Source organism: Amycolatopsis melonis (assembly GCF_040064235.1).
In the GTDB taxonomy this organism is placed as follows: Bacteria; Actinomycetota; Actinomycetes; order Mycobacteriales; family Pseudonocardiaceae; genus Amycolatopsis; species Amycolatopsis melonis.
The window spans coordinates 49,970-75,502 of record NZ_JBDZYD010000002.1; the positions used below are offsets into that span (position 1 = coordinate 49,970).

Annotated in this window: 25 protein-coding genes; 14 read left to right on the forward strand and 11 right to left on the reverse strand. The window is 70.5% G+C overall.

The window, feature by feature from the left end; genetic code table 11:
* The first annotated feature begins 105 nt into the window (after positions 1-105).
* Positions 106-234: a hypothetical protein gene (locus ABJI51_RS04780; protein WP_348947722.1), complete on the forward strand. Its 129-nt coding sequence runs from the start codon at positions 106-108 to the stop codon at positions 232-234.
* A 13-nt stretch (positions 235-247) separates the two neighbouring features.
* On the opposite strand, the gene ABJI51_RS04785 is transcribed toward ABJI51_RS04780, so the two are convergent.
* The gene (locus tag ABJI51_RS04785; protein WP_348947723.1) at positions 248-1,525 is read right to left on the reverse strand and encodes a glycosyltransferase family 4 protein; all 1,278 of its coding nucleotides are present in this window, start codon (positions 1,523-1,525) and stop codon (positions 248-250) included.
* Positions 1,526-1,638: 113 nt separating this feature from the next.
* Between ABJI51_RS04785 and ABJI51_RS04790 the strand changes: the two genes are divergently transcribed.
* Positions 1,639-3,402 carry a glycoside hydrolase family 2 protein gene (locus tag ABJI51_RS04790; protein ID WP_348947724.1) on the forward strand — a complete coding sequence of 588 codons (1,764 nt, stop codon included), beginning with the start codon at positions 1,639-1,641 and terminating at the stop codon, positions 3,400-3,402.
* A gap of 41 nt (positions 3,403-3,443) precedes the next feature.
* Here the strand turns inward: ABJI51_RS04790 and ABJI51_RS04795 are convergent, their stop codons facing one another.
* From ABJI51_RS04795 to ABJI51_RS04805, 3 genes are read right to left on the reverse strand one after another with little or no spacing between them, the layout of a single operon-like run.
* Entirely contained in the window at positions 3,444-3,932 is a 489-nt protein-coding gene (locus tag ABJI51_RS04795; RefSeq protein WP_348947725.1) for a glutathione peroxidase, read from the reverse strand.
* A gap of 14 nt (positions 3,933-3,946) precedes the next feature.
* Entirely contained in the window at positions 3,947-5,452 is a 1,506-nt protein-coding gene (locus tag ABJI51_RS04800; protein WP_348947726.1) for a 1,4-alpha-glucan branching protein domain-containing protein, read from the reverse strand.
* Positions 5,449-6,222: a class I SAM-dependent methyltransferase gene (locus ABJI51_RS04805; RefSeq protein ID WP_348947727.1), complete on the reverse strand. Its 774-nt coding sequence runs from the start codon at positions 6,220-6,222 to the stop codon at positions 5,449-5,451. Before ABJI51_RS04805 ends, ABJI51_RS04800 begins: the two co-directional genes overlap by 4 nt.
* Before the next feature lie 53 nt (positions 6,223-6,275).
* On the opposite strand from ABJI51_RS04805, the gene ABJI51_RS04810 reads away from it, so the two are divergent.
* Positions 6,276-6,701: a hypothetical protein gene (locus tag ABJI51_RS04810; protein ID WP_348947728.1), complete on the forward strand. Its 426-nt coding sequence runs from the start codon at positions 6,276-6,278 to the stop codon at positions 6,699-6,701.
* Here ABJI51_RS04810 and ABJI51_RS04815 read toward each other — a convergent pair.
* The gene (locus ABJI51_RS04815) at positions 6,679-7,524 is read right to left on the reverse strand and encodes a DegV family protein (protein ID WP_348947729.1); all 846 of its coding nucleotides are present in this window, start codon (positions 7,522-7,524) and stop codon (positions 6,679-6,681) included. The genes ABJI51_RS04810 and ABJI51_RS04815 overlap by 23 nt on opposite strands.
* A 244-nt stretch (positions 7,525-7,768) precedes the next feature.
* Here ABJI51_RS04815 and ABJI51_RS04820 point away from each other — a divergent pair, with 244 nt between their 5' ends.
* The 4 genes from ABJI51_RS04820 to ABJI51_RS04835 all read left to right on the forward strand — a co-directional run bounded on the left by ABJI51_RS04820 (position 7,769) and on the right by ABJI51_RS04835 (position 11,336).
* A complete protein-coding gene (locus ABJI51_RS04820) occupies positions 7,769-8,554 on the forward strand; it encodes an electron transfer flavoprotein subunit beta/FixA family protein (RefSeq protein ID WP_348947730.1) in 786 nt (261 codons plus the stop codon).
* A 29-nt stretch (positions 8,555-8,583) separates the two neighbouring features.
* Positions 8,584-9,543, forward strand: coding sequence for an electron transfer flavoprotein subunit alpha/FixB family protein (locus ABJI51_RS04825; RefSeq protein WP_348947731.1), 960 nt, complete (start codon positions 8,584-8,586; stop codon positions 9,541-9,543).
* 147 nt (positions 9,544-9,690) lie between these two features.
* Positions 9,691-10,473 (forward strand): GNAT family N-acetyltransferase, encoded by a 783-nt coding sequence (locus ABJI51_RS04830; protein WP_348947732.1) that lies wholly within the window; start codon positions 9,691-9,693, stop codon positions 10,471-10,473.
* Positions 10,470-11,336 (forward strand): lysophospholipid acyltransferase family protein, encoded by an 867-nt coding sequence (locus ABJI51_RS04835; RefSeq protein ID WP_348947733.1) that lies wholly within the window; start codon positions 10,470-10,472, stop codon positions 11,334-11,336. The genes ABJI51_RS04830 and ABJI51_RS04835 overlap by 4 nt, the downstream gene beginning before the upstream one ends.
* A 57-nt stretch (positions 11,337-11,393) precedes the next feature.
* On the opposite strand, the gene ABJI51_RS04840 is transcribed toward ABJI51_RS04835, so the two are convergent.
* On the reverse strand, positions 11,394-12,296 hold the full coding sequence (locus ABJI51_RS04840) for an NADP-dependent oxidoreductase (protein ID WP_348947734.1): 903 nt from the start codon (positions 12,294-12,296) through the stop codon (positions 11,394-11,396).
* A gap of 383 nt (positions 12,297-12,679) precedes the next feature.
* Between ABJI51_RS04840 and ABJI51_RS04845 the strand changes: the two genes are divergently transcribed.
* The 3 genes from ABJI51_RS04845 to mnmA all read left to right on the forward strand — a co-directional run bounded on the left by ABJI51_RS04845 (position 12,680) and on the right by mnmA (position 16,404).
* Positions 12,680-14,047, forward strand: coding sequence for an MFS transporter (locus ABJI51_RS04845; protein ID WP_348947735.1), 1,368 nt, complete (start codon positions 12,680-12,682; stop codon positions 14,045-14,047).
* Positions 14,048-14,111: 64 nt separating this feature from the next.
* Positions 14,112-15,308 (forward strand): cysteine desulfurase family protein, encoded by a 1,197-nt coding sequence (locus ABJI51_RS04850; RefSeq protein ID WP_348947736.1) that lies wholly within the window; start codon positions 14,112-14,114, stop codon positions 15,306-15,308.
* A 4-nt stretch (positions 15,309-15,312) separates the two neighbouring features.
* The gene (mnmA, locus tag ABJI51_RS04855; RefSeq protein ID WP_348947737.1) at positions 15,313-16,404 is read left to right on the forward strand and encodes a tRNA 2-thiouridine(34) synthase MnmA; all 1,092 of its coding nucleotides are present in this window, start codon (positions 15,313-15,315) and stop codon (positions 16,402-16,404) included.
* A 6-nt stretch (positions 16,405-16,410) separates the two neighbouring features.
* On the opposite strand, the gene ABJI51_RS04860 is transcribed toward mnmA, so the two are convergent.
* From ABJI51_RS04860 to ABJI51_RS04880, 5 genes are all read right to left on the reverse strand, one after another.
* The gene (locus ABJI51_RS04860; protein WP_348947738.1) at positions 16,411-17,685 is read right to left on the reverse strand and encodes a DUF222 domain-containing protein; all 1,275 of its coding nucleotides are present in this window, start codon (positions 17,683-17,685) and stop codon (positions 16,411-16,413) included.
* A gap of 219 nt (positions 17,686-17,904) precedes the next feature.
* The gene (locus tag ABJI51_RS04865) at positions 17,905-18,357 is read right to left on the reverse strand and encodes a GNAT family N-acetyltransferase (protein ID WP_348947739.1); all 453 of its coding nucleotides are present in this window, start codon (positions 18,355-18,357) and stop codon (positions 17,905-17,907) included.
* Between the two features lie 10 nt (positions 18,358-18,367).
* Complete coding sequence (locus tag ABJI51_RS04870) at positions 18,368-18,769, reverse strand: GNAT family N-acetyltransferase (RefSeq protein ID WP_348947740.1); 402 nt, start codon at positions 18,767-18,769, stop codon at positions 18,368-18,370.
* 76 nt (positions 18,770-18,845) lie between these two features.
* Entirely contained in the window at positions 18,846-19,889 is a 1,044-nt protein-coding gene (locus ABJI51_RS04875) for an MBL fold metallo-hydrolase (RefSeq protein WP_348947741.1), read from the reverse strand.
* 104 nt (positions 19,890-19,993) lie between these two features.
* On the reverse strand, positions 19,994-20,818 hold the full coding sequence (locus ABJI51_RS04880) for an LURP-one-related family protein (RefSeq protein ID WP_348947742.1): 825 nt from the start codon (positions 20,816-20,818) through the stop codon (positions 19,994-19,996).
* A 134-nt stretch (positions 20,819-20,952) separates the two neighbouring features.
* Here ABJI51_RS04880 and ABJI51_RS04885 point away from each other — a divergent pair, with 134 nt between their 5' ends.
* From ABJI51_RS04885 to ABJI51_RS04900, 4 genes are all read left to right on the forward strand, one after another.
* Positions 20,953-21,990, forward strand: coding sequence for a methionine synthase (locus tag ABJI51_RS04885; RefSeq protein ID WP_348947743.1), 1,038 nt, complete (start codon positions 20,953-20,955; stop codon positions 21,988-21,990).
* Between the two features lie 85 nt (positions 21,991-22,075).
* On the forward strand, positions 22,076-22,780 hold the full coding sequence (locus ABJI51_RS04890; protein ID WP_348947744.1) for a hypothetical protein: 705 nt from the start codon (positions 22,076-22,078) through the stop codon (positions 22,778-22,780).
* Between the two features lie 11 nt (positions 22,781-22,791).
* Positions 22,792-24,972: an NAD-dependent DNA ligase LigA gene (ligA, locus tag ABJI51_RS04895; RefSeq protein ID WP_348947745.1), complete on the forward strand. Its 2,181-nt coding sequence runs from the start codon at positions 22,792-22,794 to the stop codon at positions 24,970-24,972.
* Positions 24,965-25,459, forward strand: a complete 495-nt coding sequence (locus ABJI51_RS04900) for a GNAT family N-acetyltransferase (protein WP_348947746.1) — start codon at positions 24,965-24,967, stop codon at positions 25,457-25,459. Before ligA ends, ABJI51_RS04900 begins: the two co-directional genes overlap by 8 nt.
* The last annotated feature ends 74 nt before the right edge of the window (positions 25,460-25,533 follow it).

Here is a 25,533-nt window from a genome sequence, read left to right on the forward strand (position 1 = left end):
GAAATACGTACCGGCCCCTACTGTTCCGCTGATTGTTTCCCCGGTGACCGGCGGCGGATGCTCGCTGCGAGGCGCGCGTCGCGCCGACGTCCCCGAGGAGTCCCCATGAACAGCAGGTTGAGTGCTGCCTTCGCCACCGTCTTCGCCGCGTTGTCCTTCGCGTTCGTCGCCGTGGAGGCGACGGCCGTCCCCGCCCCGGCCCACTCGGACTGCTTCCGCCCCTGCCGGTTCTGAGCGGGCCGTCCGCCTACGGTTCCGGGATGTCGGCGGCGACCGGTTCGAAGGCGTTGCCGGTGGCGATCTTCGGCCGCGGCAGCTCGACCGGCTCGCTCGCCCTGGCCCGCCGATAGACCGCTGCGGTCGCTTCGGCGATGCGGCCCCAGTCGAAGTCCGCGGCCAGCCGCGACTGCGCGGCCCGCGCCCGCTCGGCCGCGGCTTCGGCGTCGCCGAGGACCGCCGTCACCGCGTCGGCCAGCGCGCCGACGTCGCCGGGACTGAAGGCCAGCCCGGTCTCGCCGTGCACGACGACCTCGCCGAGCCCGCCGGCGGTCGAGGCCACCAGCGGCGCCTTCGCGGCCGCGGCCTCCAGCGCGACGATCCCGAACGGCTCGTACCGGCTGGGCAGCACCACGGCGTCGGCCGCGGCCAGCGCCGCGCGCAGGTCGCGGTCGGACAGGTGCCCGACGAAGTCGACGGCGCGCCGCACCCGCAGCTTCCGCGCCTGCTCGACCAGCTCGTCGAAGTGTCGTCCTTTTCCGGCGACGACCACCCGCGTGCCGGGGTGGCGCCGCCGGATGCGGGGGAGCGCGGCCAGCAGGTCCTGGACGCCCTTCTCCCACTCCAGCCTGCCGAAGTAGAGCAGCAGCGGCGCCCCGGCCGGGCTGTAGACCTCGCGCGCGCGGGCGATCTCGTCGGCGGGCACCTGCCAGCCGCGCTCCTCGATGCCGTTGTGGATCACCGTGACGTCATCGGCCTCGACCTCGAAGAGGTGCGCGACCTCGCGGCGCATCGCCTGCGAGCAGGTGATCAGCGCGTCGGCGCGGTTCGCCAGCCACCACTCCACCGAGTGGATCTGCTGGTTCAGCGGGTGCGACAGCCAGCCGGAGTGCCGCCCGGCTTCGGTCGCGTGGATCGTGCCGACCAGCGGCACCCTGGCGACCTCGGCGATCGCGATCGCCGGGTGCGCGACCAGCCAGTCGTGCGCGTGGACGACGTCCGGCTGCCAGGTCCGCAGCAGGTCGTGCGCGGCGCGGATCATGGCGTGGCCCATGGCCAGCGTCCAGGCGACGAGGTCGCGTTCGAACGTCACGTGCATCGGGTCCTCGGCGACCCGGATGATCCGCACGCCCTCGACCACGCGGTCGGTGCGCGGATGGGTCCCGGCGTCGGTGCCCGCGGCGTGCCGGCAGAGGACCACGACCTCGTGTCCCTGCCGGGCCAGATGGGTGGCGAGCGCGTGCACGTGCCGGGCCAGGCCCCCGATGGCCACCGGCGGGTACTCCCAGGACAGCATCAGCACACGCATGGGCAGAGGTTACTCGCGAGTCGGAATTGCCGGACGGGCCCGTGCTGGCCCGCGCGTCCGCCTGTGACGCCGATCACTGGCGGCCTCGGCGATCTCTGCCACCATCGGCCGGGATGACTTCACCCGAGGACACCGGCTGGCGCCGGCTCGACCCGCCCCTGACGACCCCGTGGACCACCGAGGCAGGCCCGGCCAACGCGCTGCCCGAATATCCGCGGCCCCAGCTGACCCGGCCCCGCTGGCTGAACCTCAACGGCGTCTGGGAGTACGCCGGCTGGCCGTCGTCGCCGGACGAGCCACGCCCCTCCGGCTACGCCGAGCGGATCCTGGTGCCGTTCCCGCCGGAATCGGCGTTGTCGGGAATCGGACGACGCGACGAGGTCCTCTGGTACCGGCGCCTCTTCGAGGTGCCCGCCGGGTGGCACGGCGAGCGCGTCCTCCTGCACTTCGGCGCGGTCGACCAGACGGCGAAGGTGTGGGTCAACAACCAGCTCGTCGCGACCCACGAAGGCGGCTACACGGCGTTCAGCGCGGACATCACCGACGTCCTGCGCGCTTCGGGGCCGCAGGAGCTGACCGTGCGTGCCGAGGACCGCACCGACATCGAGACCTTCCCGGTCGGCAAGCAGCGCAACACCCCCGGCGGGATCTGCTACACGGCGTCGTCGGGCATCTGGCAGACGGTGTGGCTGGAGCCGGTCCCCGCCCAGCACGTCGAACGGCTGCAGCTCACCCCGGACCTGACCGGCGTGACGGTGTTCCCCCAGGTCACCGGCGGCGCCGAGGTCGTGGTCGTCGTTTCGGCGGACGGCGCCGAAGTGGCCCGAGCGTCGGGCGCCCCCGGCACGGCGGTGCGCGTGGACGTTCCGGAACCACGCCTGTGGTCACCCGCCGACCCGTACCTCTACACGCTGCGCATCGAACTCCGCGACCGGCACGGCGCGCTCCTCGACGAAACCGGCAGCTACGCGGGCCTGCGGACGATCGGCCTGCTCCCGGACGACCACGGCCGCCCGCGGATCGCCCTCAACGGCCGCGTCACGTTCCTGCACGGCCCCCTCGACCAGGGTTACTGGCCGGACGGCATCTCGACCGCGCCCACCGACGACGCCCTGCGCTTCGACCTGGAGAAGACGAAGGAGCTGGGCTACAACTTCGTCCGCAAGCACGTCAAGGTCGAGCCGGCACGCTGGTACTTCTGGGCCGACACGCTGGGCCTGCTCGTCTGGCAGGACATGCCGTCGCTGACGGTCTCCTTCGACGGGCCACCCGGGATCGCGCCGGACCCGGTGCCCAGGGCACAGGAGCGGTTCGAGGCGGAACTGGCGGCGATGGTGACGCAGCTGCAGCCGGTTCCGTCGATCGTCGGCTGGGTGCCCTTCAACGAGGGCTGGGGCGAGTTCGAGACCGCCCGTGTCGCAGAAAAGGTCAAGGCACTCGACCCGACCCGGCTGGTGGTCGCCAACAGCGGCGTCAACTGCTGTTTCTCCCGCCCCGACAGCGGCGCCGGCGACGTCTACGACGACCACACCTACGTCGGCCCGGGCGAGCCGTCGGTCCGCGACGGCCGCGCGATCGTCGACGGCGAGTACGGCGGCCTCGGCCTGGTCCTCGACGACCACCGCTGGCCCGGCCCGCCGAACGCGTACGAGATGACGCCCACGCGAGAGCGGCTGACCGAGCGCTACGCGGAGGTGAGCGCGGCCCTGGAGCGGGCGGTGGCCGAGCGTGGGCTGTCCGGCGCGGTCTACACGCAGACGACCGATGTCGAAAACGAGGTCAACGGCCTGCTGACCTACGACCGCCGGGTGGTCAAGGTGGACCCCGCGGTCGTCGCCCGGTGCGCCCGGGCGGTGATCGACGCCGGGTCGTCCTGATTCCGGCGACGGCGGGGGACCGGCGTCCCCCGCCTCGGGTGTCAGGCCGGAAGCGCCGCCTCGATGGCCTTGACGACCGTCTCGTCCTCGGGCTCGGTCCGCGGCCGGAACCGGGCCAGGACCTCGCCGTCGGCGCCGACGAGGAACTTCTCGAAGTTCCACTGGATGTCGCCCGCGGCGCCCTCGGCGTCGGCGGTCTTGGTCAGCTCGGCGTAGAGCGGGTGCCGGTCCTCGCCGTTGACGTCGATCTTCTCGAACAGCGGGAAGGTGACGCCGTAGGTCGTCGAGCAGAACGTCTGGATTTCCTCCGCGCTGCCCGGCTCCTGACCCGCGAACTGGTTGCACGGAAATCCGACCACGGAGAAGCCCTGGCCGCCGAAGCGTTCCTGGAGCCGTTCGAGCCCGGAGTACTGCGGGGTCAGGCCGCATTTCGACGCGACGTTGACCACGAGCAGCACCTTGCCCGCCAGCGAGCCGAGCGAGCTGTCCTGCCCGTCGAGCGTCCGGACCGGAATGTCGTGGATCCCCATGGAGTGCGTCCCTTTCAGTCGTGCTTCAGCGCCCGGGCGTCGAGGTGCCCGAACGGTCCGTCGTCGGCGCGGTAGGCGGCGGCGAGCTCTTCGGCCCGCGCGCGCTCGCCGCGGCGCAGCAGCCCGGCGAGCGCGTCGAAGCGCTCGGTGTGCACGGCGGCGCGGCGCCGCGCGTAGTCCGCGGCGGAGTCCTTGGTGACCATGAACGCCCAGTCGCTTTCCAGTGCCAGCATCGCCTCGGCGACGGCCTGGTCGGCGACGACGTCGCGCGCCGTCCGGTCCAGGCCCCGGACCAGGTCGAGGAGCCGCTCCTGCAGCGCCGCGTTGGCGGCGACCATGTCCTTGACCTGCTCGCCGTCCCAGACGCGCCAGTCCTTGCCCGACCCCCACGACGACGACGGCAGCTCGATCGGCTCGCCGACGTGCCCCGCCTCGGCCGCGCCCTTCAGCGTCGTCACCCGCACGCCGGCCTCGGGCAGCGCGCGCAGCACGCCCTCCAGCCAGGCCGGGCCTTCGTGCCACCAGTGCCCGAACAGCTCCGTGTCGTACGCGGCGACCACGAGTGCCTCCCGCCCGTGCTGCGCCTTCAGCGAACGCAGCCGTGTCACGACGGTGTCGACGAAGTCCTTGACGTGCAGGCCCAGGACGTCCGCGGCGAGCGACGGATCGTACGGCGCCTTGTCCTGCGGCTCGACGGTCTTGCCGGTGACCCGCGACGCCTTGAGCCCGACCTCGTGCGCCCAGGTGTGGAAGTCGCGGTAGGCGGCGTGCCCGGGGTAGCCGGCCTTCGGCGACCAGACGCGGTAGGTGACTTCGAGGTCGCGGCCGAAGGCGAGGACGTCGGTGTCGCCGACCGGCCGCGCGGCCCAGGTCTCCCCGCGCAGCGACGGCCCGTCGACCATGAACCGCCGCACGTCGGCGGCGGCGTAACCCGTTTCCATGCCGGGCGCGTAACCGCACTCCGGCGCCCAGATCCCCTCGGGCCGCGACCCGATCCGCAACGCCGTGTCGGCGAGCCCCGCCTCCAGCGCGAACGCACGCACCCGCGGGTCCAGCAGCGGCTGGAACGGATGGGCCAGCGGGCCGCCGAGCAGCTCGATCGTCGAACTGTCGACCAGGGACCGCAGGATCGGGGAGAAGCCGTGCCGCCAGCGCTCGCCGAATTCGTCGGCCGCGCGGACCGCGGTCCGGTGCTCGGCCGCCGCGAGCTCCCGCAGCAGCGGGTCGTCGCGCCACAACGTCGCCGCGTGCTGGGCACGCAGCTGCCAGTGGCCGAGCCAGTCGTGGCAGGCGCGGATGCTGTACGGGTCGTCGAGCTGCGCGGCGAGCACCGGCGTCACGCCGAGCGTCAGCACGTCACGGCGGCCCTCGGCGGCGAACTTTTCGAGGAGCTCGACCATCGGCAGGTACGAGTGCGCCCACGCCTGGTACAGCCATTCTTCGCCGACCGGCCAGCTCCCGTGGTGCGGCAGCCACGGCAGGTGGCTGTGCACGACGAGGCAGAAAGTGCCCTCGGTCATCGGCGCACCGCCACGGCGATCAGGTCGAGGCTCGCGTCGAGGTCGTCGCCGTGGATGGCGAACCCGCCGGCCTCGATCGCGGCGACGTCGGCGAGCAGCGCCGGCGGCCAGACGGCCTGCCCGGGCAGCGTGCCCATGACCACGTCGAGCTGGGCGTCGATGATCGAACCGCCGTACCGCTCGTCGAGCGCCCGCACAGCCTCGCCGTGGTGCAGGCCGTGCAGCGTCTCGACGTCGAAGCTGGCGTCGGTGAGCAATTCGGCCAGCTCGGCCGGGGCCAGCTCACGGGTGTGGAAGGGGTTCAGCGGCGTGTCGCTGTCCGGGGTGAAGGTCAGCCGGTTCGGCGTCGTGACCAGCAGCCGCCCGCCCGGCTTCAGCACCCGGCGGCACTCGGCGAGGAACCCCGCCTGGTCCCACAGGTGCTCGATGACCTGGAAGTTCGCCACGACGTCGACGACGGCGTCCCGCACCGGCAGGAACGCCAGGTTCGCCCGCGCGACGCCGACCTCGGGGTAACGCCGGGCGACGTGCTCGGTGGTCGGGACGTCGTAGTCCAGCGCGAGCACCCGGCGCGCGATGCCGGCGATGAGCCCCGCGCCGTAGCCCTCACCGCAGCCGGCTTCGAGCACCGTCGCGTCCGCGCAGTAGGGGAGCAGCGCGGCGTACGCGGCTTCGTGGCGCCGGAACCAGTAGTTCTCCTCGGGGATGCCGGGGACGGTCCGTTCGCCGGTCAGGTGCAGCGCCTCGGCCCGGGTGGCTGGGGTGGTCACCTCCGCGACCCTAGCGGGTGTCACGTCCGGCCCGGCCGTCTCGTTCCGTGGTCATGCAACGAACCATCACCCGCATCCTGCTCGCCGTCTTCGGCGTGGTCGAGGCCGTGGCCGGCGGCTGGCCACTGATCACACCGACCGGCTTCTACCAGGACTTTCCCGGGTTCCGCACCGGCTGGGTCGCGATGGACGGCCCCTTCAACGAGCACCTCCTGCGCGACTTCGGCGGCCTCAACCTGGCCCTCGCGGCGACGCTGCTCGGCGCCGCCGTGATCGCTACCACAGCCACTGCCAGGCTGGCCGGGCTCGCCGCGCTGCTGTTCGGCGTCCCGCATTTCGCCTACCACCTCGGGCACGTGGCGCACTTCGAGCCGGTCGACCAGGTCCTCATCCTCGCCCTGACCGGGGCCGGCGTCCTACTGCCACTCGTCGTGCTGGCGATCCCGGGTCGCCGGGTCACCCCACCGGCGACACCGTGATGCCGAGCGCGCCGGGCCCGAGGTGCGCGCCGATCACCGTGCTCGCTTCGACGACCATGCTCTCGACCATCGCGGGCACCCGGCGTTCGATCTGCCTGCCGATCTCCAGCTCGTGGTCGCTGGCGCCGAACCGGGTCACCGCGATGTCGGCGCGGAACCCGCCGGACTTCTTCACCGCGAGGTCGACCATCTTGGCCAGCGCCCGCCGCGTGCCCGGGACGCGGGCGAGCGGCGCAACCTCGCCGTCCTTGACGGTGAGCAGCGGCTTGATCGAGAACGCGGTGCCGAGCATCGCCTGCGCGGCACCGATCCGCCCGCCGCGGCGCAGGTACTCCAGCGTGTCGACGTAGATGAACTCGCTGCTGGTGAGGCACCGGCGCTCGGCGGCTTCGATGACACGGCCGGCGTCCGCGCCGGCGGCGGCCGCCCGGGCCGCGGACACCGCGGCGAAGCCCAGGCTCATCCCGGTGGTGCGGCTGTCGAGGACGTGTACCGGGATGCGGACCTGCTGGGCGGCCTCCCGGGCCGCGCGGACGGTGTCGGACATGCGGCCGGAGATGTGGATGCTGACGATGGCGGTCGCGCCGGCGGCGGCCGCTTCCTGGTAGGTCCAGAAGAACGCCCCCGGATCCGGGGGCGCCGTGGTGATCACCTGCCCCGCTCTCATCGCGTCGATCACCTCGGCGCGGTCGAAGCGGTTCTCGTCGTCGAAGTGACCACCCAGGTTCAGCTGGATCTGGACGACGCCGATGGCCCACCGGGAGGCGACGAGGTCGGGCAGGCAGGAGCTCGAGTCGGTGACGACAGCGATGCGCGCGGGCATGGTGCGGGAGGTTACTTCGTAACGACCTACTGCGAGTAGGCCGTGGTTGGTCCGATCGGACGAACGGCGGTTCGGGTGGGGTAACCGGTCAACTACCGGGACGATAGTCCCACTAGATTGCGCATCCAGGTGAATGGCGTCACCTCGGCGGGTCTCCGCGCCCGAATGCCCCTAATCTACCGGCCAGTAGAGCACTGTCCCGTGGTCGTCCGCGGGCCACGAACCGGGAGGTCGAAGCAGACCCATGACCAACATCGTTGTCCTGGTCAAGCAGGTACCGGACACCTACTCGGAGCGGAAGCTCAGCGGGTCCGACCACACCCTTGACCGCGAATCCGCCGACGCCGTGCTCGACGAGATCAACGAGAAGGCCGTCGAAGAGGCGCTCAAGATCAAGGAAGCCGGCGAGGGCGAGGTCACCGTCATCTCCGTCGGCCCGGACCGCGCGACCGACGCCATCCGCAAGGCCCTGTCCATGGGCGCCGACAAGGCCATCCACGTCTCCGACGAGGCCCTGCACGGCTCCGACGCGATCGCCACCGCCAAGGTCCTCGCCGCCGCGATCAAGAAGGTCGAGGGCTTCGACCTGGTCATCGCCGGCAACGAGTCGTCCGACGGCCGCGGCGGCGCCGTCCCGGCGATCCTCGCCGAGCTGCTCGGCCTGCCGCAGGTCACCTACGTGCGCGAGCTGACCGTCGACGGGTCGACGATCAAGGCCACCCGCGAGACCGAGGACGGCCTGACCCACCTCGAGGCGAGCCTGCCCGCGATCGTGAGCGTCGGCGAGAAGATCAACGAGCCGCGTTACCCGTCCTTCAAGGGCATCATGGCCGCGAAGAAGAAGCCGGTCGAGACGGTCACCATCGCCGACCTCGGCATCGACGCGGGCGAGGTCGGCCTCGCCAACGCGTGGTCCACCGTGACCGAGGCCTCGCCCAAGCCGCCGCGCACCGCCGGCGAGAAGGTCGAGGACGAGGGTGACGGCGGCACCAAGGTCGCCGAGTACCTGGTCGGCCAGAAGCTCATCTGACAACGGTCCTTCGAGGAGGAAGTAGAACCATGGCTGAAGTACTCGTCCTCGTCGACCACGTCGACGGTGAGGTCAAGAAGGTCACGCTCGAGCTGCTGACCGCCGCCCGCGCGCTCGGTGAGCCGTCGGCCGTCGTCGTCGGCCCGACCGGCACCGCCGGCAAGGCGAAGCAGGCGCTGGCGTCCCACGGCGCCGCCAAGGTGTATGTCGCCGAAGGCGACGACGCCGCGAACTACCTGGTCACGCCCAAGGTGGACGTGCTCGCCGCGCTGGCGCAGCAGGTCTCCCCGGCCGCGGTCCTGGTCACCGCCAGCGGTGAAGGCAAGGAGGTGGCGGCTCGCCTGGCCGTCCGCTTGGGCTCCGGCCTGATCTACGACGCCGTGGGCGTCAACGGCGACGGCGTCATCGACCAGTCGATCTTCGGTGGCGCGTTCTCCGTCAAGTCCAAGTCCGCCAAGGGCGCCCCGGTCGTCTCCATCCGCCCGGGCGCGGTCGAGGCCGAGCCCGCCGAGGGCGCGGCGGCCGAGGAGACCGTCGACATCCCCGCCGTCGACCCGGCCAAGGCCACCAAGATCACCGGCGTCGAGCCGGTGACCGGCGGCGACCGTCCGGAGCTGACCGAGGCCTCGATCGTCGTCTCCGGTGGCCGTGGCGTCGGTTCGGCGGAGAAGTTCGACGTCGTCGAGAAGCTGGCCGACGCGCTCGGCGCGGCTGTCGGCGCTTCGCGCGCCGCCGTCGACTCCGGCTACTACCCGGCGCAGTTCCAGGTGGGCCAGACCGGCAAGACGGTGTCGCCGCAGCTGTACATCGCGCTCGGCATCTCCGGCGCGATCCAGCACCGCGCCGGCATGCAGACGTCGAAGACGATCATCGCCGTCAACAAGGACCCGGAGGCGCCGATCTTCGAGATCGCCGACTTCGGTGTCGTCGGCGACCTGTTCAACGTCGCGCCGCAGCTGACCGAAGCGGTCGAGAAGCGCAAGGGCTGATCTTCGCCCTCGAAGGGCCTTCCGGGTCACTCCCGGAAGGCCCTTCGTGCGTTTCCGGGACACAGAACCCGCCATTCACTGAACGTGCATGAATCGGTCATCGGATGGCACTCTCCGCGGCTCCCTCCGCGCAGGTACACCTTGACCATGACGACGTCACAGCTCCTCGTCAGCACTGATCAGGCGGGTGCGGAACTCCCCGCCGACGCTCCCCGGTACTCCCTCCTCGTCGCCCACGCGAACGACGAAGTGGTCGCCGCCCAGAAGCTGCGGCACCGGGTTTTCGCGGAGGAAATGGGCGCGCGCCTCCACTCCCTGCGGCCCGGGCTCGACGTCGACGAGTTCGACGAGTTCTGCGACCACCTCGTGGTCCGCGACGACAACACAGGCGACATCGTGGGCTGCTACCGGATGCTGCCGCCGGAGCGCGCCGCCCGGGCGGGGAAGCTCTACTCGGATTCCGAATTCGATCTTACCGCGATCGACGGCCTGCGTCCGTCGATGGTCGAAACCGGCCGTTCGTGCGTGCACCCGGACCACCGCAGCGGCGCCGTCGTCAGCCTCGTCTGGGCCGGGATCGCCCGCTACATGCTGCTGTCCGGCCACCGCTACCTCGCCGGCTGCGCGTCCGTCCCCCTGACGGACGGCGGCGCGACCGCAGCCGGCGTGTGGGACGTCCTGCGCACCAAGCACTACTCGGACGAGGCAACCCGCGTCTCGCCCCGCATCCCCTGGGACGCATCGGGAATCGAACGCCCGGCGCGCGTCACGATGCCGCCGCTGATCAAGGGCTACGTCCGTCTCGGCGCCCAGGCGTACGGCCCGCCGGCGCTGGACGCCGACTTCGGCGTCGCCGACTTCTTCGTGGTGCTGGACCTGCACAACGTCGACGAGCGCTACCTGAAGTTCTTCCTCGGAGTGCAGGGATGACCCACGCCTGGATGCCGTCCTCGCCCTGCGGCGACGGCTGTCTCACCGCCACCGACCCCGAAGTCGGCCTCCCGCGCCGCGTCCTGCGCTTCGCGGCCGCGATCGGCGTCGTCCTCGCGGCTCTGCTCGCCACCCCCGTCCTGCTGGTGCCGGGCAGCCGGCAACGCCTGGTCCGGCTGATCTTCCGCGGAATGCTGCGCGCCTTCGGCGTCCGCCTGGACGTCCGGGGCGGCGCCGACTTCCTGACCGCACCCGCCGGCCGCGGCGCCTTGGTGGTGAACAACCACATCTCGTGGCTGGACATCATCGCGATCAACGCGCTTCGGCCGATGCGCGCACTGGCCAAGAAGGAGATCGCGGGCTGGCCGGTGCTCGGCGGGCTGGTCCGCCGCGGCGGCAGCATCTTCCTCGACCGCGAGCGCCTGAGGACGCTGCCCGCCACGATGGCCGAGCTGGCCGACGCGCTGCGGACGGGTTCCCTGGTGAGCGTGACACCGGAGGGCACGACGTGGTGCGGCCTGGCGTCGGGCCGGTTCACGACGGCGACGTTCCAGGCGGCCATCGACGGCGGCGTCCCGGTACGCCCGATCGCGCTGCGCTACCGCCTCGCCGACGGCCGCGAGACGAGCCGCCCGGCGTTCATCGGCCCGGAGTCGCTGATCGCGTCCCTGCGCCGGGTCGCGGCCATGCGCGGCCTGGTGCTGGAGGTCCACATCTGCCCGGAGATCGCCCCCGGCCGCGCGGAAAGCCGCCGCGAGCTGGCCGACCTCGCCGAGGCGGCGGTCCACTCGGCACTGGGCACGGTCCAGATCCCGGCCCAGCAGCGCCGCCGGACCCGGCGCCAGCCGGCCCGCCTGGCTTAGCGACCCTGGCCCCCACTGCCGCCGCGTCCCGGCGGCAGCGGGGCGCGTGCCCGCCTGTCAGCTGACGGCGATGGTCAGTTTCCCGCCAGGGTGCCCGCCTTCGCTTTCGACCTGCGCGGCGGCGGCTTCGGCGAGTGGGTAGCTCCTGCCCTGCACGACGCCGACCCCGCGATCGGTGACCCAGCCGGCGATCTCGGTGAGCACCTCACGCGTCTGCTCGCTCATGCTGGAGAACGGAATCCCCAGCTCGAAAGCGGCCCCGTCGGCAATGGTGACGATCCGCTCCTTCGTGCCCCGCAGCTCGACGGACCCGGGAAGAACGCCCCGCCCGGCGGCGTCGAAGACGGCGTCCACCGGCCCGGGCGAGGCCTCGCGAACCCGTTCCAGCCACCCGTCGCCGTAGAGCACCGGATCGACGCCCAGCGACTTCAGGTCATCGAGGCTCCGGCTCCCGCCCGTGCCGATGACGGTCAGCCCACGCGCAACGGCAACCTGAGCGGCGAAGCGGCCGACGGCGCCGCTGGCGCCGTGAATCAGCAGCGTCTCGCCCTCCTGGATACCCAGCAGCCCGAGAACGCGAAGCGCGGTCTCCCCGGCCACCGGCAACGCCGCCGCGTCCACCCAGGAGAGACTCGCCGGCTTCGGCGCAACGGCCTTCGCCAGCGCGTACTCGGCGTAGGCGCCGGTCTCGGACCAGCCGAACACCTCGTCGCCGACGGCGAAGTCCGCACCCTCACCGACGGCGTCGACGACTCCCGCGACCTCGAGGCCCGGGATGTGCGGGAAGGGGACCTGGAAGTTCTGCTGCATGGCGCCGCTGCGGATCTTCCAGTCGATCGGGTTGACCCCGGCAGTCCGGACGGCCAGCCGCACCTGCCCCGGACCGGGCTCCGGCACCGGGACCTCGGACAGCTGCAGGACGTCCGGCCCGCCGTAGGCGGAGAAGGTGATCGCTCGCATGGTGTTGTCTGCACTCCTTGGTTTGTCGGCTCGGTTTCGAATGTCCTCCCTGGGAAGCCGGCTCGTCCAGCGAACTTGATCGAACCGCCCGGACGAGCAGCCCGCCGTCTCCGACGTCGTCGCGCCGCGTCCTGCTTTCCTCGAACTGGAGCAGCGCATCCCGCCCGCTCAATTCATCGGAGGCGTGCTCTGCACGGCCATGACCGGACCGCGGAGGCGGTCACCTGCCGCACCGCCGTCGGTCTGTCCACCGACGCGCGTGAAACGGCCATGGCGGCCCGCGAAGCCCGGCGAACTACACCTGCGCCAACCTGGAGACGGCAGCGCGTCGCCCCCTGAATCGGCTTGACCTTCACCGGGCTGGAGGTTGCAGGCTGGTGATCATGACCTCGACGATCGACTCCGCACCCCGTCGCCGAAGCGTGCTCTGGAGCGCGGAGCACCGATTGACGACGATCGCCCTGCTGCTCGTGGTCACGTTGGTCGCGTTCGAGAGCATGGGCGTGGCGACGGCGATGCCGACCCTGGTCGCCGACCTCCACGGAACGTCACTGTATTCGTGGCCGTTCACGATCTTCTTGATCTCCAGCGTCGTCGCGACGGTCCTGTCGGGCCGGATCGGCGACCGCCGCGGCCCGGCACCGGCATTGCTCGCCGGTCCGGCACTGTTCGCGGTCGGCCTCGTCGTCGCCGGCATGGCGAGCGGGATGCCGATGTTCCTGCTCGGACGCGCCCTGCAGGGATTCGGATCGGGCCTGCTCCTGGTCTCGGTTTCCCTCCTGATCGCGCTGACGTTCACCGATCACGAACGCCCGGTCATCTACGCGGCGAACGCCGCCGCCTGGGTCCTGCCCGCGGTCATCGGCCCGTCGGTGGCCGGGGTCGTGACGGTCAGCGTCGGCTGGCGCTGGGTCTTCCTCGGCCTGGTCCCGCTCGTGGGCATCGGCACGGCTATGCTGGTGGTGGTCGTCCGGCGTCTGCCCACCCACACACCTGCCCCGGGCGGCCGCCGCGCAAGCGTCCCCCAGGCGATCATCGCCGCCCTGGGCGTGGCGGCGTTGACGTGGGCAGCCCAGCACCAGTCGCTGCTCGCCCTCGCCTACGGCACGGTCGGGCTGGTGGCCCTGGCCTACGCCCTCCGCACGCTGCTGCCGGTCGGGACACTGACATCCCGTCCCGGCCTGCCGACGGTTGTCGCCTCCCGTGCCCTGATCGCCGGCGCGTATGCCGGGATGGAGGCGTACTTGCCCCTGACGATGAGCGCCGTCCACGGCTACAGCCCGGCGCTCGCCGGCCTGCCTCTGACGATCACGGCCCTGGGCTGGTCTGCCGCCTCTGCCGTCCAAGGCCGCTATCTCAACTGGTCGAGGGAGGCATCGCTGCGTACCGGGTTCTGGCTGGTCGCAGCGGGGCTGGTCGGCTTCGGCCTGGTTTCGCAACCCTGGTTCCCCGGCTGGCCTGCGTTCGTGGCGTGCGCGGTCGGTGGCGCGGGCATGGGGATCGCGATGCCGGCGATCTCCGTCCTGCTGCTCCGCTACTCGCCCGAAGGGGAACGCGGATTCAACACTTCGGCGGTGCAGCTCGCGGACTGGGTCGGGTCCGCGTTGCTCATCGGCTTGGGTGGTGTCCTGCTCAGCGCGGTCGGCTCGGTTTTCGACCCGTCCCCGGCAATGGCCCTGCTCACGGTGGCCTTGGTGGCGCTCACGACGTTGGGGGTCCGGCTGACCGGACGGTGGCCGTCGAAGGTGTGACAGCCCACTCCGAGGGCCAGGGTGGGCTTCGTCACGCGCTGGAGCGGACTACCCTGGTGGAGCGATGACCTATCTCGACCACGCGGCGACCACTCCAATGTTGCCCGAAGCCATAGCGGCGATGACCGAGGCGCTGTCCACCGTGGGCAACGCCTCCGCGCTGCACTCTTCGGGCCGCCGGGCCCGGCGGATGGTCGAGGAAGCGCGGGAGATCATCGCCGACGCGCTGGGCGCCCGGCCCTCCGAGGTGATCTTCACCGGCGGCGGCACCGAGAGCGACAACCTCGCGATCAAGGGCATCTACTGGGCCCGCCACGACGAGTACGAGCAGCGACGCCGCATCCTATGCGGTGCTGCGGAGCACCACGCGGTACTCGACACCGTCGAATGGCTCGAAGCTCACTGCGGCGCGGAGATCGTCCTGCTCGACGTGGACAGTCAGGGCCGCGTCTCGCCGGACGTGCTCCGTGCTGCCATCGCGGCGGACCCCGACAGCGTGGCGCTGGCGACGGTGATGTGGGCGAACAACGAGGTCGGCACGGTCAACCCCATCGCCGACCTGGCGGCTGTGTGCGCCGAGTCCGGCATTCCGTTCCACACGGACGCGGTCCAGGCCGTCGGCGCCGTTCCGGTGGACTTCGCCGCCAGCGGCGCTGCTGCGCTGACCCTGACCGGCCACAAGCTCGGCGGTCCGTTCGGTGTGGGGGCGCTGCTGCTTGGTCGCGACGTCACCTGCGTGCCCCTGCTGCACGGCGGCGGCCAGGAGCGCAACGTCCGCTCGGGCACCCTGGACGTCCCCGCGATCGTGGGTTTCGCCGCTGCCGTCCGAGCCAGTATCGCGACTCGCGCCGAGTATGCGAAACGCGTCGAAGAGCTCAGGGATGGGCTCATCGACGTCATCCGGCGGGAAGTCCCCGACGCGATCCTCAACGGCGCCGATGGCGAGCGGCTGCCGAGCCACGCCCACTTCACGTTCCCCGGGTGCGCCGGCGACAGCCTCCTGATGCTGCTCGACGCCAAGGGCATCGAATGCTCAACGGGCTCGGCGTGCACGGCCGGTGTCGCGCAGCCCAGCCACGTGCTGCTCGCCATGGGGGCCGACCCGGCGGCCGCGCGTGGTTCTCTCCGTTTCTCGCTCGGGCACACATCCACCGCCGCGGACATCGAGGCAGTGGCCGCCGAGATCGGCGGAGTCGTCATGCGCGCCCGGCAGGCAGGTCTCGCCGGGATGCGTAAGCAGACCCAGAAGCAAGAGGTGTAAGGCAATGCGGGTTTTGGCCGCGATGAGCGGAGGAGTGGACTCGGCAGTCGCCGCGGCACGTGCCGTCGACGCCGGGCACGACGTCGTCGGCGTGCACCTGGCGCTGTCGGCCAAACCGGGCACCCTGCGGACCGGCTCGCGCGGGTGTTGCACGATCGAAGACTCGCACGACGCCCGCCGGGCGGCCGACATTCTCGGAATTCCTTTCTATATCTGGGATTTCGCCGAGCGCTTCACCGAAGAGGTCGTCGAGACCTTCGTCGGCGAATATGCCGCTGGACGCACCCCCAACCCCTGCGTCACCTGCAACGAGAAGATCAAGTTCGAAGCTCTCCTCGAAAAGGCGATGGCTCTCGGGTTCGACGCGGTCGCGACAGGCCACTATGCGCGCCTCGCCGTCGTGGACGGCGTACCAGAGCTGCGTCGGAGTGCGGACAGTGGCAAGGACCAGTCGTACGTGCTCGCCTCCCTCACCGCGGAGCAGCTCAGCCACGCCATGTTCCCGCTCGGCGACTCCTGGAAGTCCGACGTGCGGGCCGAGGCGGAGCGACGCGGCTTGTCCGTCGCCAACAAGCCGGACAGCCACGACATCTGCTTCATCCCGGACGGCGACACCAAGAAGTTCCTGGAAAGCCGCCTGGGGCAGCGCCCCGGCGAACTCGTGGACGCCGAGACGGGCGCGGTTCTCGGCCGGCACACCGGCGTGCACGGGTTCACTGTCGGCCAGCGCAAGGGTCTCGGGATCGACGCTCCGGCGCCGGACGGCCGTCCTCGGTACGTCCTGTCGCTCGAACCGGTGTCCGGTTCTGTGAAGGTCGGCTCCGCGGCCGGACTGGGCGTCACGGTGATCGAGGCCGATCGCGCGATCTGGCCCAGCGGGAAGCCGCTGACTGAACCGACCGAGTGCGTCGTGCAGGTCAGGGCCCACGGAGGCATTGTCGACGCAGTCGCCGATGTGGACTCCGACACCATGACCGTGCACTTGCGGGAGCCGCTGCGTGGAGTCGCTCCCGGGCAGGTCGTCGTTCTCTACCGCCCGGATCCCGAGGGTGGAGACATCGTCCTCGGCAGTGCCAAGATCTCGGGCACACGCTGACTCCGGTCATTTCTTCGGCTTCTTGAGAACTCGTTTCGCGCGCCAGCGCGTTGTGTGCTGTGCCGGAGGTGTCGTCGAGTACACCTTCTCGGCAGGAGTCGCGACGTTCACGGTGCCGTCCGGGGTGACCTCGTAGTCCCAGCCGGGCTGTCCCTTCAGCTTGCGGTGGCGCGAGCAGTAAGTGACCGGCTGATCCGCGACTCCGTCGGCTTGGCCGGCCGTGCGGGTGTCTTCGACGTCGCAGCTCTGTGCGGGCCGCGTGCATCCCGGCTGACGGCATTCCTGGTCGCGGACACGGATGAATTCGTCCCGTTCGAGACGGTGGCGCGCCGGGGACAGTTCGATCGCCTGGCCGGAACGCGGGTCGGTGAGCACCCGTCGAAGCGCTGTGTCGGGGCCGCCGATGATGTGGCGGGCCACTGCGGCTGCGAGAGACCCGCGCCCGGCCAAGGTCGCCGGGGATTCACTGAGGTTGAGGTAGGTGTCCAGATCGATGTGCAGGAACACCTCGGTGCGTGCGCCCGGGCCGCCCGTGCCGCTGAGCAGCAGATCCATTGCCACGTCGGCGCGGAGCTGATCCAGGGTCCGCGGCTCGTCCGGCGTCTTCAGCGCTCGAGCAGCTTGGTCGATGCGGACGAACGCGGCGGTCGCCTTCTCAGTCGGCGCATTATTGACGGATAAGTGGGTCACGCCGGTGTCCTGGTGATGCATGCTGAACCGTCGCTCCATGAGCTTTCGTTCGGTGCGAAGCGCTGCGCCTTCCGGATCGGCCTTCGCAGCTGCGTGAGCCGCGGCTCTTCGGACCTGGGTGGCGTTCCGTCCCGGGACCCGATCCTCGAGCTTCGCGTCGACGACGCGAACACGTTCGCGCGACAGCCATGCTGTCGCATCGGTGACCTTCATAGCGCGATAGAGGTCCAGCTTGCCGTCGTCCATGAGGTTGAGCATGCGGGGGAGCCGCGCGATCAAGGCGTTGGCCGCGGAAACGATGGCGCTGGCGCGGTGTTCTGTTATGGACAAAGCCAAAGCGACTTCCGAAGCGGCGCTGGGCGTCCGTCTCCGGCGCACGCTCAGATCTGCGATCGCTCTCAGCTGCAGCGCTTGCAGCTTGGAGATCTCGCCCTCGATGTCACGGATGAAGTCGATCAGCTGGTCGTCTTTCATGCGCTGCAACGTATCCGGATCGGCTCGGACCGCCTGGAGGACGAACGCGAGCTTGTCGCCGGCGTTCAGCGGTTCGGTGGCGGGTACGAGCTTCTGTGCGGGTTGTGAAGAGGTCATGGGTCCGACCGTACGACGGGACGGGAAGAAAGTCATCGAGATTCAGAGGAATGGGTGGTGAAAGGGAGCGAACGGTCCTTTCGCGCCCTTTGCAGCTTGACGTACCGCAATTGATTCGGAATGGTTCGCGTGCGCGGATGTCCGCGTACCGATCCTGGAGGAGACTTGAATGTTAATCTGTCTGAAGTGGACAGTTCTGGTGTTGATGCTTGCTGCTGCTCACAGCTTGAGCTTGAAACCCATATGGCTGGGCGTGAAGCCGAGACGCTCGTAGAACCGGTGTGCTTCCGTCCTGGTGACATCCGACGTGAGCTGCACGAGCGCGCATCCGCGTCGCCGCGACTCGTCGATCGCCCACCGGACGAAGTCTGCGCCGAGCCCGGAACCCCGGTGGTCCGCGCGGATTCTCACGGCTTCGATCTGGCCGCGAAGTGCGCCACGCCTGGCAAGTCCGGGGATGATCGTCAGCTGCAAAGTGCCGACGGGCTCGTCGCCGGACGCAACGACCATCAGGAACTGGTTCCGGTCTGCGTCGATGTCGTCGAAGGCCCGCAGGTACGGTTCGAGGTCGCCGGGATCGTCGCGGGTCGCGCCGAGCTGGTCGTCCGCCAGCATGCGCACGATGGCGGCGACGTCGTCGCGGCGTGCCCGGCGGATAGTGTAGTCGGTCACCGCGTCAGTATCACAGGGCGCGGGTGAACCCTTGGTAGCTGTACTCGAAACCGAACCGGGCGTAGAAATCCCGCAGGTCGCCACGGGCGAGGCCCGAGTCGAGGTGGAGGCGCGAGCAGCCGCGCCGGCGGGCTTCGTCGATACCCCAGGTCAGGAGCGCGCTCGTCACGCCGCGCCGGGCTGCGCGGATGCCCTCGAGCAAACCCCGGGTCGCGCCTTCCCATGCGAGACCACGCAAGACCGTCAGTTGTGCAGTGCCGGCGACGCCGTTGTCGTCCTCGGCCACAACCACCGTGACGTGAGGCGTGTTCAGGAGTTCCCGGAGTGCGGCTGCCAGCGGTTCGCCCGGTGCGCCGAACAGGCGCACGAGCGCCTCGATGTCCGTGACCCGGGCGCGTCTGATGACATCCATTTCACCCAGTATGCCGGAAACCAGGCAGCTGCCCGGCTCGCGACGCAACCGTTACCTCCAAGACAGGTGCGACGTCTCAGGGCATCGAGTAGTGCCGAACGCCGTCGACGGTCTGGGTGATCAGTTTTCCTTGGGAGACCAGAAGGTCGAGGTGTGCCGCAGTTTCCAGGACGGCCAGCATCTGGTTGAACGAGTCCATTTCGGACAGCTTCCGGTTGCGCCGGGTCCAGCCGACCCGGTGCGCGGCTTCGTAGGCAGTGCTTGCTCCGGAGGCGATCTGCGACCCCATCGTCTCGAGGCGTTGCCGATGGTGGTCCAGCAGTTCGTCGACTCGCGTGTGCACGCTTTCGGACACCGGGCCGTGCGCCGGGAGCATCCGGCGATCCGGCATCGCGCGCACCAGGCGCAGCGAGTCGATGAAGTCGTTGAGCGGCAACTCGGCGGGGACGGGCTGGAACCCGATGGAGGGTGTGATGTGCGGAAGCACGTGGTCGCCGGAGAAAAGCAGATCGGCGGTGTCGTCGACGAACACGACATGGCCGGTCGTGTGCCCGGGAGTGGCGACGACGTCGAATTCGCGTCCGGGCAGGATAGGCCGCCTGCCCGGCGTCAGCCATTCGTCGGGAGCCTCCCAGAGGTCGGCTTCCGTGTGCCGCAGATCCGTGCCGAACTGGCGGCCCAGCGCTTCGACGATTTCGACGGCACCGGCCTGGTACAGCAGGTCGACCTGGGCCTCCATCGGCAGCCGGTCGGGGTTGCCCGACACCTTGAGCGATGGCTCCTCGTCTTGGCCGAGGGCGATTTTCGAACCGAATTCACGACGGAGGACCACGGCTTGCGAATAGTGGTCGCGGTGCACGTGGGTCACGAGGAACTCGCTGACGTCGGCGAGTTCGGCGCCGATCCCGCTGAGTGCGTCCGCGAGCTGTTGCCTGGCCAGCGTCAACGCCCAGCCGGAATCGACCAGGACGAGCTTCTCGCCGTCGGTAACCGCGTAGACGTTGACCGCGCGCAGAGCGTCGTTCGGCAGCGGCAACGGGATCCGGTAGACGCCGGCCGAAACCTCGTAGATCCCGGGCTCGGTCCAGTTCCTGTCGCTGCTTTCCGGCAACGGTTCCACGGTGACCTCCGTCCCGGCGAGACTGCGGTGTCCCGGCCTTTCTTCAGGCTGGGCCGTGCCGCGGCCGCTGTCCACCGGGAGAGGCTGAGATGCCGGTCACTCGATCAGTCGCTGTCCTGCTTCAGCGCTGTGTCGATCGTCAGGGCCGCGGCGATCACCATGCTGGCGAGCGGATCCGGCAGGGGGCGGTGGATCTCGACGACGTAGTTGTCGGCCGTGGTGAAGGCGGCTTTGATGAACCCGCCCCACGTCTTGGTCACCCGGGCGATCTCGGTGCCGGTGTGGTCGCGGATCGAGAAGTTCCACGCACGCCAGTTCTCGGCGAAGATCCCGCCGACCGAGTGGCCGTCGACGACGAAGCCGAACCGGATCTTGCCGAAGACGTTCTCCTGGACGATCTCGCCGATCGGGGTGTCGTCGGCCCGCGTGACGAGGAAGCGGGACTTGAACACCTTCGCCGGGCGGGTCACCTTGAGCACGGTGCTGTGGTTGGCGTCGCGGACCTCGAACCTGTGGGTCAGGAACTGGTCGTACTTGGTCAGGAGGCGGATGACTTTCCTCAGCACGCTCTGGCCGACCTCGACGACCCCGCCGAGCCGGTTGCCGTGCTGGTCGAAGACGCCGTACTCGTTGGCCATCTCGATCAGCTTGGCGCGCTGGTTGACCACCAGGACCGGCTCCGTGAACAGCGTCCCGCCACCGGCACGGGTGCCGCCCCGGCCGCCTGTCGCGCGGTTGACCTGGTTCTGGATCCGGTTCGGATCGTGGGCGCGCTCGATGTCCAGCTCGATCGGCTCGGCATCGCTCGGCGGCGGCACCTGGTAGGCGGGCCGGGTGTTGGGGGTCCAGGCCCGGCCGTCCCACCATCGGTGCAGACGGGGGTCCCGCGCGTCGGGATACCAGCCCGGTTGCGGTGGCGAACTCGTCATGGCCGGTCAGCCTATCCGCGTCAACCTGTTCATGGTGGTCGTACAAGCAAATGCGGCATATGTCGGCATTGCCGCGGCCGGCTGCGGCGGCCCGGTCGGCGTGGCCGTCGGGTGGTCCACCAGAATCGGCAGGCGTGAGTGAGCGACTTTGGCCCAGTGGTGCCGCGACGGCGATCGGCTCGATGCCGGGCACCGATCCCGCGGAAGCGGCGGCGGTCGTGTTCGGCGAGCTGCCCGACTTCCCCCACCTGCCCGAGCTGCCCGCCCGTGGCGTCGGGGCGGACCTGCTCGGCCGGACTGCCGCGCTGCTGGTCGACCTGGCCGTCGACGTCGTGCCGAGCGGTTACCGTGTCGCCCCGCGGCCCGGGCACGAGCACCGGCGGGCCGTCGACCTGCTTCGCTGGGATCTGGACGCCGTGCAGGAAGCGCGGGAGAAGGCCGGGGCCACCCCGCCGGTCTTCAAGGTCCAGCTGGCCGGGCCGTGGACACTTGGCGCCGGAATCGAGCTGCCCCGGGGCCATCGTGTGCTCACCGATCGCGGCGCCTTGCGGGACTTCATGTCGTCCCTGCTGGACGGGCTTGCCGGGCACGTCGCGGAAGTGCAGGCCCGGACCGGCGCGCCGGTCGTCGTGCAGTTCGACGAGCCGTCGTTGCCCGCAGTGCTGGCCGGTGGCCTGTCGACGCCGTCCGGCTACGGGAACGTGCCGGCGGTGCCGGAGCCCGAGGCCCGGCAGGTGCTCGCCACGGTGATCGAGGGCGCGCAGCGGATCACCGGGCGGCCCGTGATCCTGCACTGCTGTGCCGGCAAACCGCCGCTCGGTTTGCTGCGTGAGGCCGGCGCGGACGGCCTGGCCTTCGACCTCGCCGCACTCGACGGTGCTTCTGCCGCGTTCCTCGACGAGATCGGCGAAGTGTGGGACAGCGGGGCGACGCTGTTTCTTGGGGCGGTCCCGGCGACGTCTCCCGCGTCTCCGCCGGGCCTGAAAGACGTCGGCGAGCCCGCGTTCCGGCTGGCCGACCGGCTGGGTTTCAACCGCAGCGTGCTCGCCGAACGAGCGGTGCCGACGCCCGCCTGCGGCCTCGCCGGCGCGACGCCGGAATGGATGCGCCGGGCCCTCTCGCTGACCCGGGACCTCGGCAAAGCCTTCGTGGAGCCGCCGGAAGGCTGGTGACCCGAATCCGGCAACTCGCCGACGCCGGCCGTGGACGGCAAGTAGCGTGTCGAGGGAGCCGATCGAACGAGGACCATCCGAAACCATGCGCCTGTTCCGCCGCAAGAGCACCGACGCCGACCCGCCTGACCCGCGCACCGCGTGGCCCGAGCAGCCCGTTCCCGAAGATCCGGAGACCGCTGCGGAGGCGTTCTGGCGCGGCTGGTTCGAGCTGCTGCCGGTGGTCAGCGCAGCGTTGGGCGAGGGCGAGCCGCACCGGGTCGAGCACGAGCTGTGCCAGCTCGTCGAGGCGCTGCACCCGCGGTTGCATTTCTCGCTCGAGCGCGGCCGCCAGGCGATCTACGCCCTGGTCGTGACCGGCCAGGAGGACCCGGAGCTGCGCCCGTTCACCGACGCTTGGCGGGCGGCCGCGCCACCCGACGACGCGATCTGGGAGTACCACGACTCGGTTCCGCCGGTTCCCGACCCGACCGAGGTGACCGTGAACCTCGGCGCGCACCGGATCGCGCTGGCCGACGTCCGGGTCGTCGCGCAGGTGGACGACGACGAGCACGTCGTCGACGTCGCCGTCTTCCATCCCGGGTTCGGCGATCTCGACGAAGCCACGCGGCAGACGATGACCTTCCTGCCCCTTGACGCGACGTTGGGGGAACGGCTCGCCGCCGAGCGGTTACGGCGCGTCGAGACCGCGGAAGCCGAACCGGCGGGGGCGATCACCCTTCTGGAGTTCCGTGAACTGGTCCGCGGGCTGGGCAGCGGACCGGGCGAAAATGTCGGTGCCTCCGGCTAGGGTTACCACCCGTGAGCAGCACCGAACTTCCCCAGGACCAGGTCGCGGCGGTCGATGCCCCGGTGGCCGCGGAGGACGTCGCCGACGTCCCGGCCGACGTGCGCGAGCGGCACACTGCCCTCGCCGAGGAAGTCCGCGACCACCAGTTCCGCTACTACGTCCTGGACTCGCCGATCATCTCCGACGGGCAGTTCGACGAGCTGCTGGGCGAGCTGCAGCGCATCGAGGAAGCGCATCCCGCGCTGGCCACGCCCGATTCGCCGACCCAGCGCGTCGGCGGCACCTTCTCGGCCGAGTCCGTCACGCACGACCACCTCGAGCGCATGCTGAGCCTGGACAACGTGTTCGACCGGGACGAGTTCCTGGCCTGGGTGGAACGCGTCGAGAAGGAGGTCGGGCGCACCGAGTTCCTCGCCGAGCTGAAGATCGACGGCCTGGCCGTCAACCTCCTGTACGAAAACGGCCGCCTCACCCGGGCACTCACCCGCGGTGACGGCCGGACCGGCGAAGATGTCACGCTCAACGTCCGCACGCTCGACCAGGTACCGGAGACGCTGACCGGCACCGACCAGTTCCCGGTGCCCGCACTGGTCGAAGTGCGGGGTGAGGTCTACTTCCGCGTCGAGGACTTCCTCGAGCTGAACGCCAAGATGGTCGACGCGGGGAAACCGCCGTATGCGAACCCGCGCAACACCGCGGCCGGCTCGCTGCGGCAGAAGGACCCCAAGATCACCCGCGAGCGGCGGCTGCGGCTGATCTGCCACGGCCTCGGCAAGCGCGAAGGCTTCGAGCCGCAGCGCCAGTCGGAGGCGTACGAGGCGCTGGCCGCGTGGGGGCTGCCGGTGTCGCCATACAGCAAGGTCCTGACCTCGGCCGACGAGCTCACCGCGCACATCGACTACTGGGGTGAGCACCGGCACGACGCCGAGCACGAGATCGACGGCGTGGTCATCAAGGTCGACCAGGTGACGCTGCAGCGGCGGCTGGGCACGACCTCGCGCGCGCCGCGGTGGGCGATCGCGTACAAGTACCCGCCGGAAGAAGCGATCACCAAGCTGCTGGACATCCAGGTCGGCGTCGGGCGGACCGGGCGGGTGACCCCGTTCGCCGTCACCGAGCCGGTCACCGTCGCGGGGTCGACCGTCGCCCGGGCCACCCTCCACAACCAGGAGGAGGTCAAGCGCAAGGGGGTGCTCATCGGCGACCGGATCGTCATCCGCAAGGCCGGTGACGTCATCCCCGAGGTCCTCGGGCCGGTCGTGGACGCCCGCACGGGCGACGAGCGCGAGTTCGTCATGCCCACGCACTGCCCGGAGTGCGGCACCGAGCTCGCCTACCAGAAGGAAGGCGACAAGGACATCCGCTGCCCGAACACCCGGTTCTGTCCCGCGCAGCTGCGGGAGCGGCTGTTCCACCTGGCCGGGCGCGGCGCCCTCGACATCGAGGTTCTCGGGTACGAGGCGGCGGTCGCGTTGCTCGAGGCGCGGGTCGTCGCGGACGAGGGCGACGTCTTCGACCTGAACGAAGACAGTCTCGCCGAGGTCGAGCTGTTCCGGACGAAGGCGGGCGAGCTGTCGGCGAACGCGCGGAAGCTGCTCGCCAACCTCGACACCGCCAAGGACCGGCCGCTGTGGAAGGTGCTGGTCGCGCTGTCGATCCGCCATGTCGGGCCGACCGCGGCGCAGGCGCTGGCCCGCGAGTTCGGATCGATCGAGCGGATCGAGCAGGCCACCGAGGAGGAGCTGTCGGCGGTCGACGGCGTGGGCCCGACCATCGCCCGTGCGACGCGCGAGTGGTTCGAGGTCGGCTGGCACCGCGAGATCGTCGAAAAGTGGCGGCGTGCCGGCGTGCGGATGGAGGAGGAGCGCGACGACTCGATCCCGCGCAACCTCGAAGGCCTGTCGATCGTGGTGACGGGCTCGCTCGACGGCTTCTCCCGCGACGAGGCCAGGGAAGTGATCATGGCCCGCGGGGGCAAGGCCGCCGGGTCGGTCTCGAAGAAGACCGCGTTCGTCGTCGTGGGGGACTCGCCTGGTTCGAAATACGACAAGGCGGTGCAGCTCAAGGTACCGGTGCTCGACGAGGCCGGCTTCCGCGTCCTGCTGGAGCAGGGCCCCGACGCGGCGCGAGAGGTGGCGCTGCCGGCCGGCGACGAGAACGCCGAAGAAGAGACTGGGGAGACGGATGGGTGATGTCGAGATCCGGCCGCCGCGGCCCGAGGAGTACGCCGCGGCGGGCGAGGTCACGGTGCAGGCCTACGACGTCGACGGCCACCTCGCCGGCGACGTCGGGTACGACGCGGAGCTGCGTGACGTCGCGCGGCGGGCCGAGCGGGCCGAGGTCCTCGTCGCCGTCGACGCGGCGGGGGAGGTGCTCGGCACTGTCGCCGTCGTGCGCCCGGGGTCGGAGTACGCCGAGATCTCGCGGCCGGGCGAGCTGGAGTTCCGGATGCTGGCGGTGGCGCCGTCGGCGCGGGGGCGTGGGATCGGCGAGGCGCTGACGAGGGCGGTGCTCGACCGTGCGCGGGCGCTGGGCCTCCGCAAGGTGGTGCTGAGCAGCCTCGACACGATGTACAGCGCGCATCGCCTGTACGAGCGCCTCGGGTTCGTGCGCCTGGCCGAGCGGGACTGGCGGCCGTTCCCGCACATCAGCCTGATCGCCTACCAGGTCGACGTCTGACCTGGGACCGGTCGACAAAGAGACGGGGGGGGGGTCGTGTTTGTAAACCGGGCGGTCCCGGGGAGGCCTCCCCC

What these genes read in the sequence shown, in the direction of transcription:
- ABJI51_RS04780 (WP_348947722.1), top strand. Translation starts at nt 106, where the DNA reads ATGAACAGCAGGTTGAGTGCTGCCTTCGCCACCGTCTTCGCCGCGTTG.
- ABJI51_RS04785 (WP_348947723.1), bottom strand. Translation starts at nt 1,525, where the DNA reads ATGCGTGTGCTGATGCTGTCCTGGGAGTACCCGCCGGTGGCCATCGGG.
- ABJI51_RS04790 (WP_348947724.1), top strand. Translation starts at nt 1,639, where the DNA reads ATGACTTCACCCGAGGACACCGGCTGGCGCCGGCTCGACCCGCCCCTG.
- ABJI51_RS04795 (WP_348947725.1), bottom strand. Translation starts at nt 3,932, where the DNA reads ATGGGGATCCACGACATTCCGGTCCGGACGCTCGACGGGCAGGACAGC.
- ABJI51_RS04800 (WP_348947726.1), bottom strand. Translation starts at nt 5,452, where the DNA reads ATGACCGAGGGCACTTTCTGCCTCGTCGTGCACAGCCACCTGCCGTGG.
- ABJI51_RS04810 (WP_348947728.1), top strand. Translation starts at nt 6,276, where the DNA reads ATGCAACGAACCATCACCCGCATCCTGCTCGCCGTCTTCGGCGTGGTC.
- ABJI51_RS04815 (WP_348947729.1), bottom strand. Translation starts at nt 7,524, where the DNA reads ATGCCCGCGCGCATCGCTGTCGTCACCGACTCGAGCTCCTGCCTGCCC.
- ABJI51_RS04820 (WP_348947730.1), top strand. Translation starts at nt 7,769, where the DNA reads ATGACCAACATCGTTGTCCTGGTCAAGCAGGTACCGGACACCTACTCG.
- ABJI51_RS04825 (WP_348947731.1), top strand. Translation starts at nt 8,584, where the DNA reads ATGGCTGAAGTACTCGTCCTCGTCGACCACGTCGACGGTGAGGTCAAG.
- ABJI51_RS04830 (WP_348947732.1), top strand. Translation starts at nt 9,691, where the DNA reads ATGACGACGTCACAGCTCCTCGTCAGCACTGATCAGGCGGGTGCGGAA.
- ABJI51_RS04835 (WP_348947733.1), top strand. Translation starts at nt 10,470, where the DNA reads ATGACCCACGCCTGGATGCCGTCCTCGCCCTGCGGCGACGGCTGTCTC.
- ABJI51_RS04840 (WP_348947734.1), bottom strand. Translation starts at nt 12,296, where the DNA reads ATGCGAGCGATCACCTTCTCCGCCTACGGCGGGCCGGACGTCCTGCAG.
- ABJI51_RS04845 (WP_348947735.1), top strand. Translation starts at nt 12,680, where the DNA reads ATGACCTCGACGATCGACTCCGCACCCCGTCGCCGAAGCGTGCTCTGG.
- ABJI51_RS04850 (WP_348947736.1), top strand. Translation starts at nt 14,112, where the DNA reads ATGACCTATCTCGACCACGCGGCGACCACTCCAATGTTGCCCGAAGCC.
- mnmA (WP_348947737.1), top strand. Translation starts at nt 15,313, where the DNA reads ATGCGGGTTTTGGCCGCGATGAGCGGAGGAGTGGACTCGGCAGTCGCC.
- ABJI51_RS04860 (WP_348947738.1), bottom strand. Translation starts at nt 17,685, where the DNA reads ATGACCTCTTCACAACCCGCACAGAAGCTCGTACCCGCCACCGAACCG.
- ABJI51_RS04870 (WP_348947740.1), bottom strand. Translation starts at nt 18,769, where the DNA reads ATGGATGTCATCAGACGCGCCCGGGTCACGGACATCGAGGCGCTCGTG.
- ABJI51_RS04880 (WP_348947742.1), bottom strand. Translation starts at nt 20,818, where the DNA reads ATGACGAGTTCGCCACCGCAACCGGGCTGGTATCCCGACGCGCGGGAC.
- ABJI51_RS04890 (WP_348947744.1), top strand. Translation starts at nt 22,076, where the DNA reads ATGCGCCTGTTCCGCCGCAAGAGCACCGACGCCGACCCGCCTGACCCG.
- ABJI51_RS04900 (WP_348947746.1), top strand. Translation starts at nt 24,965, where the DNA reads ATGGGTGATGTCGAGATCCGGCCGCCGCGGCCCGAGGAGTACGCCGCG.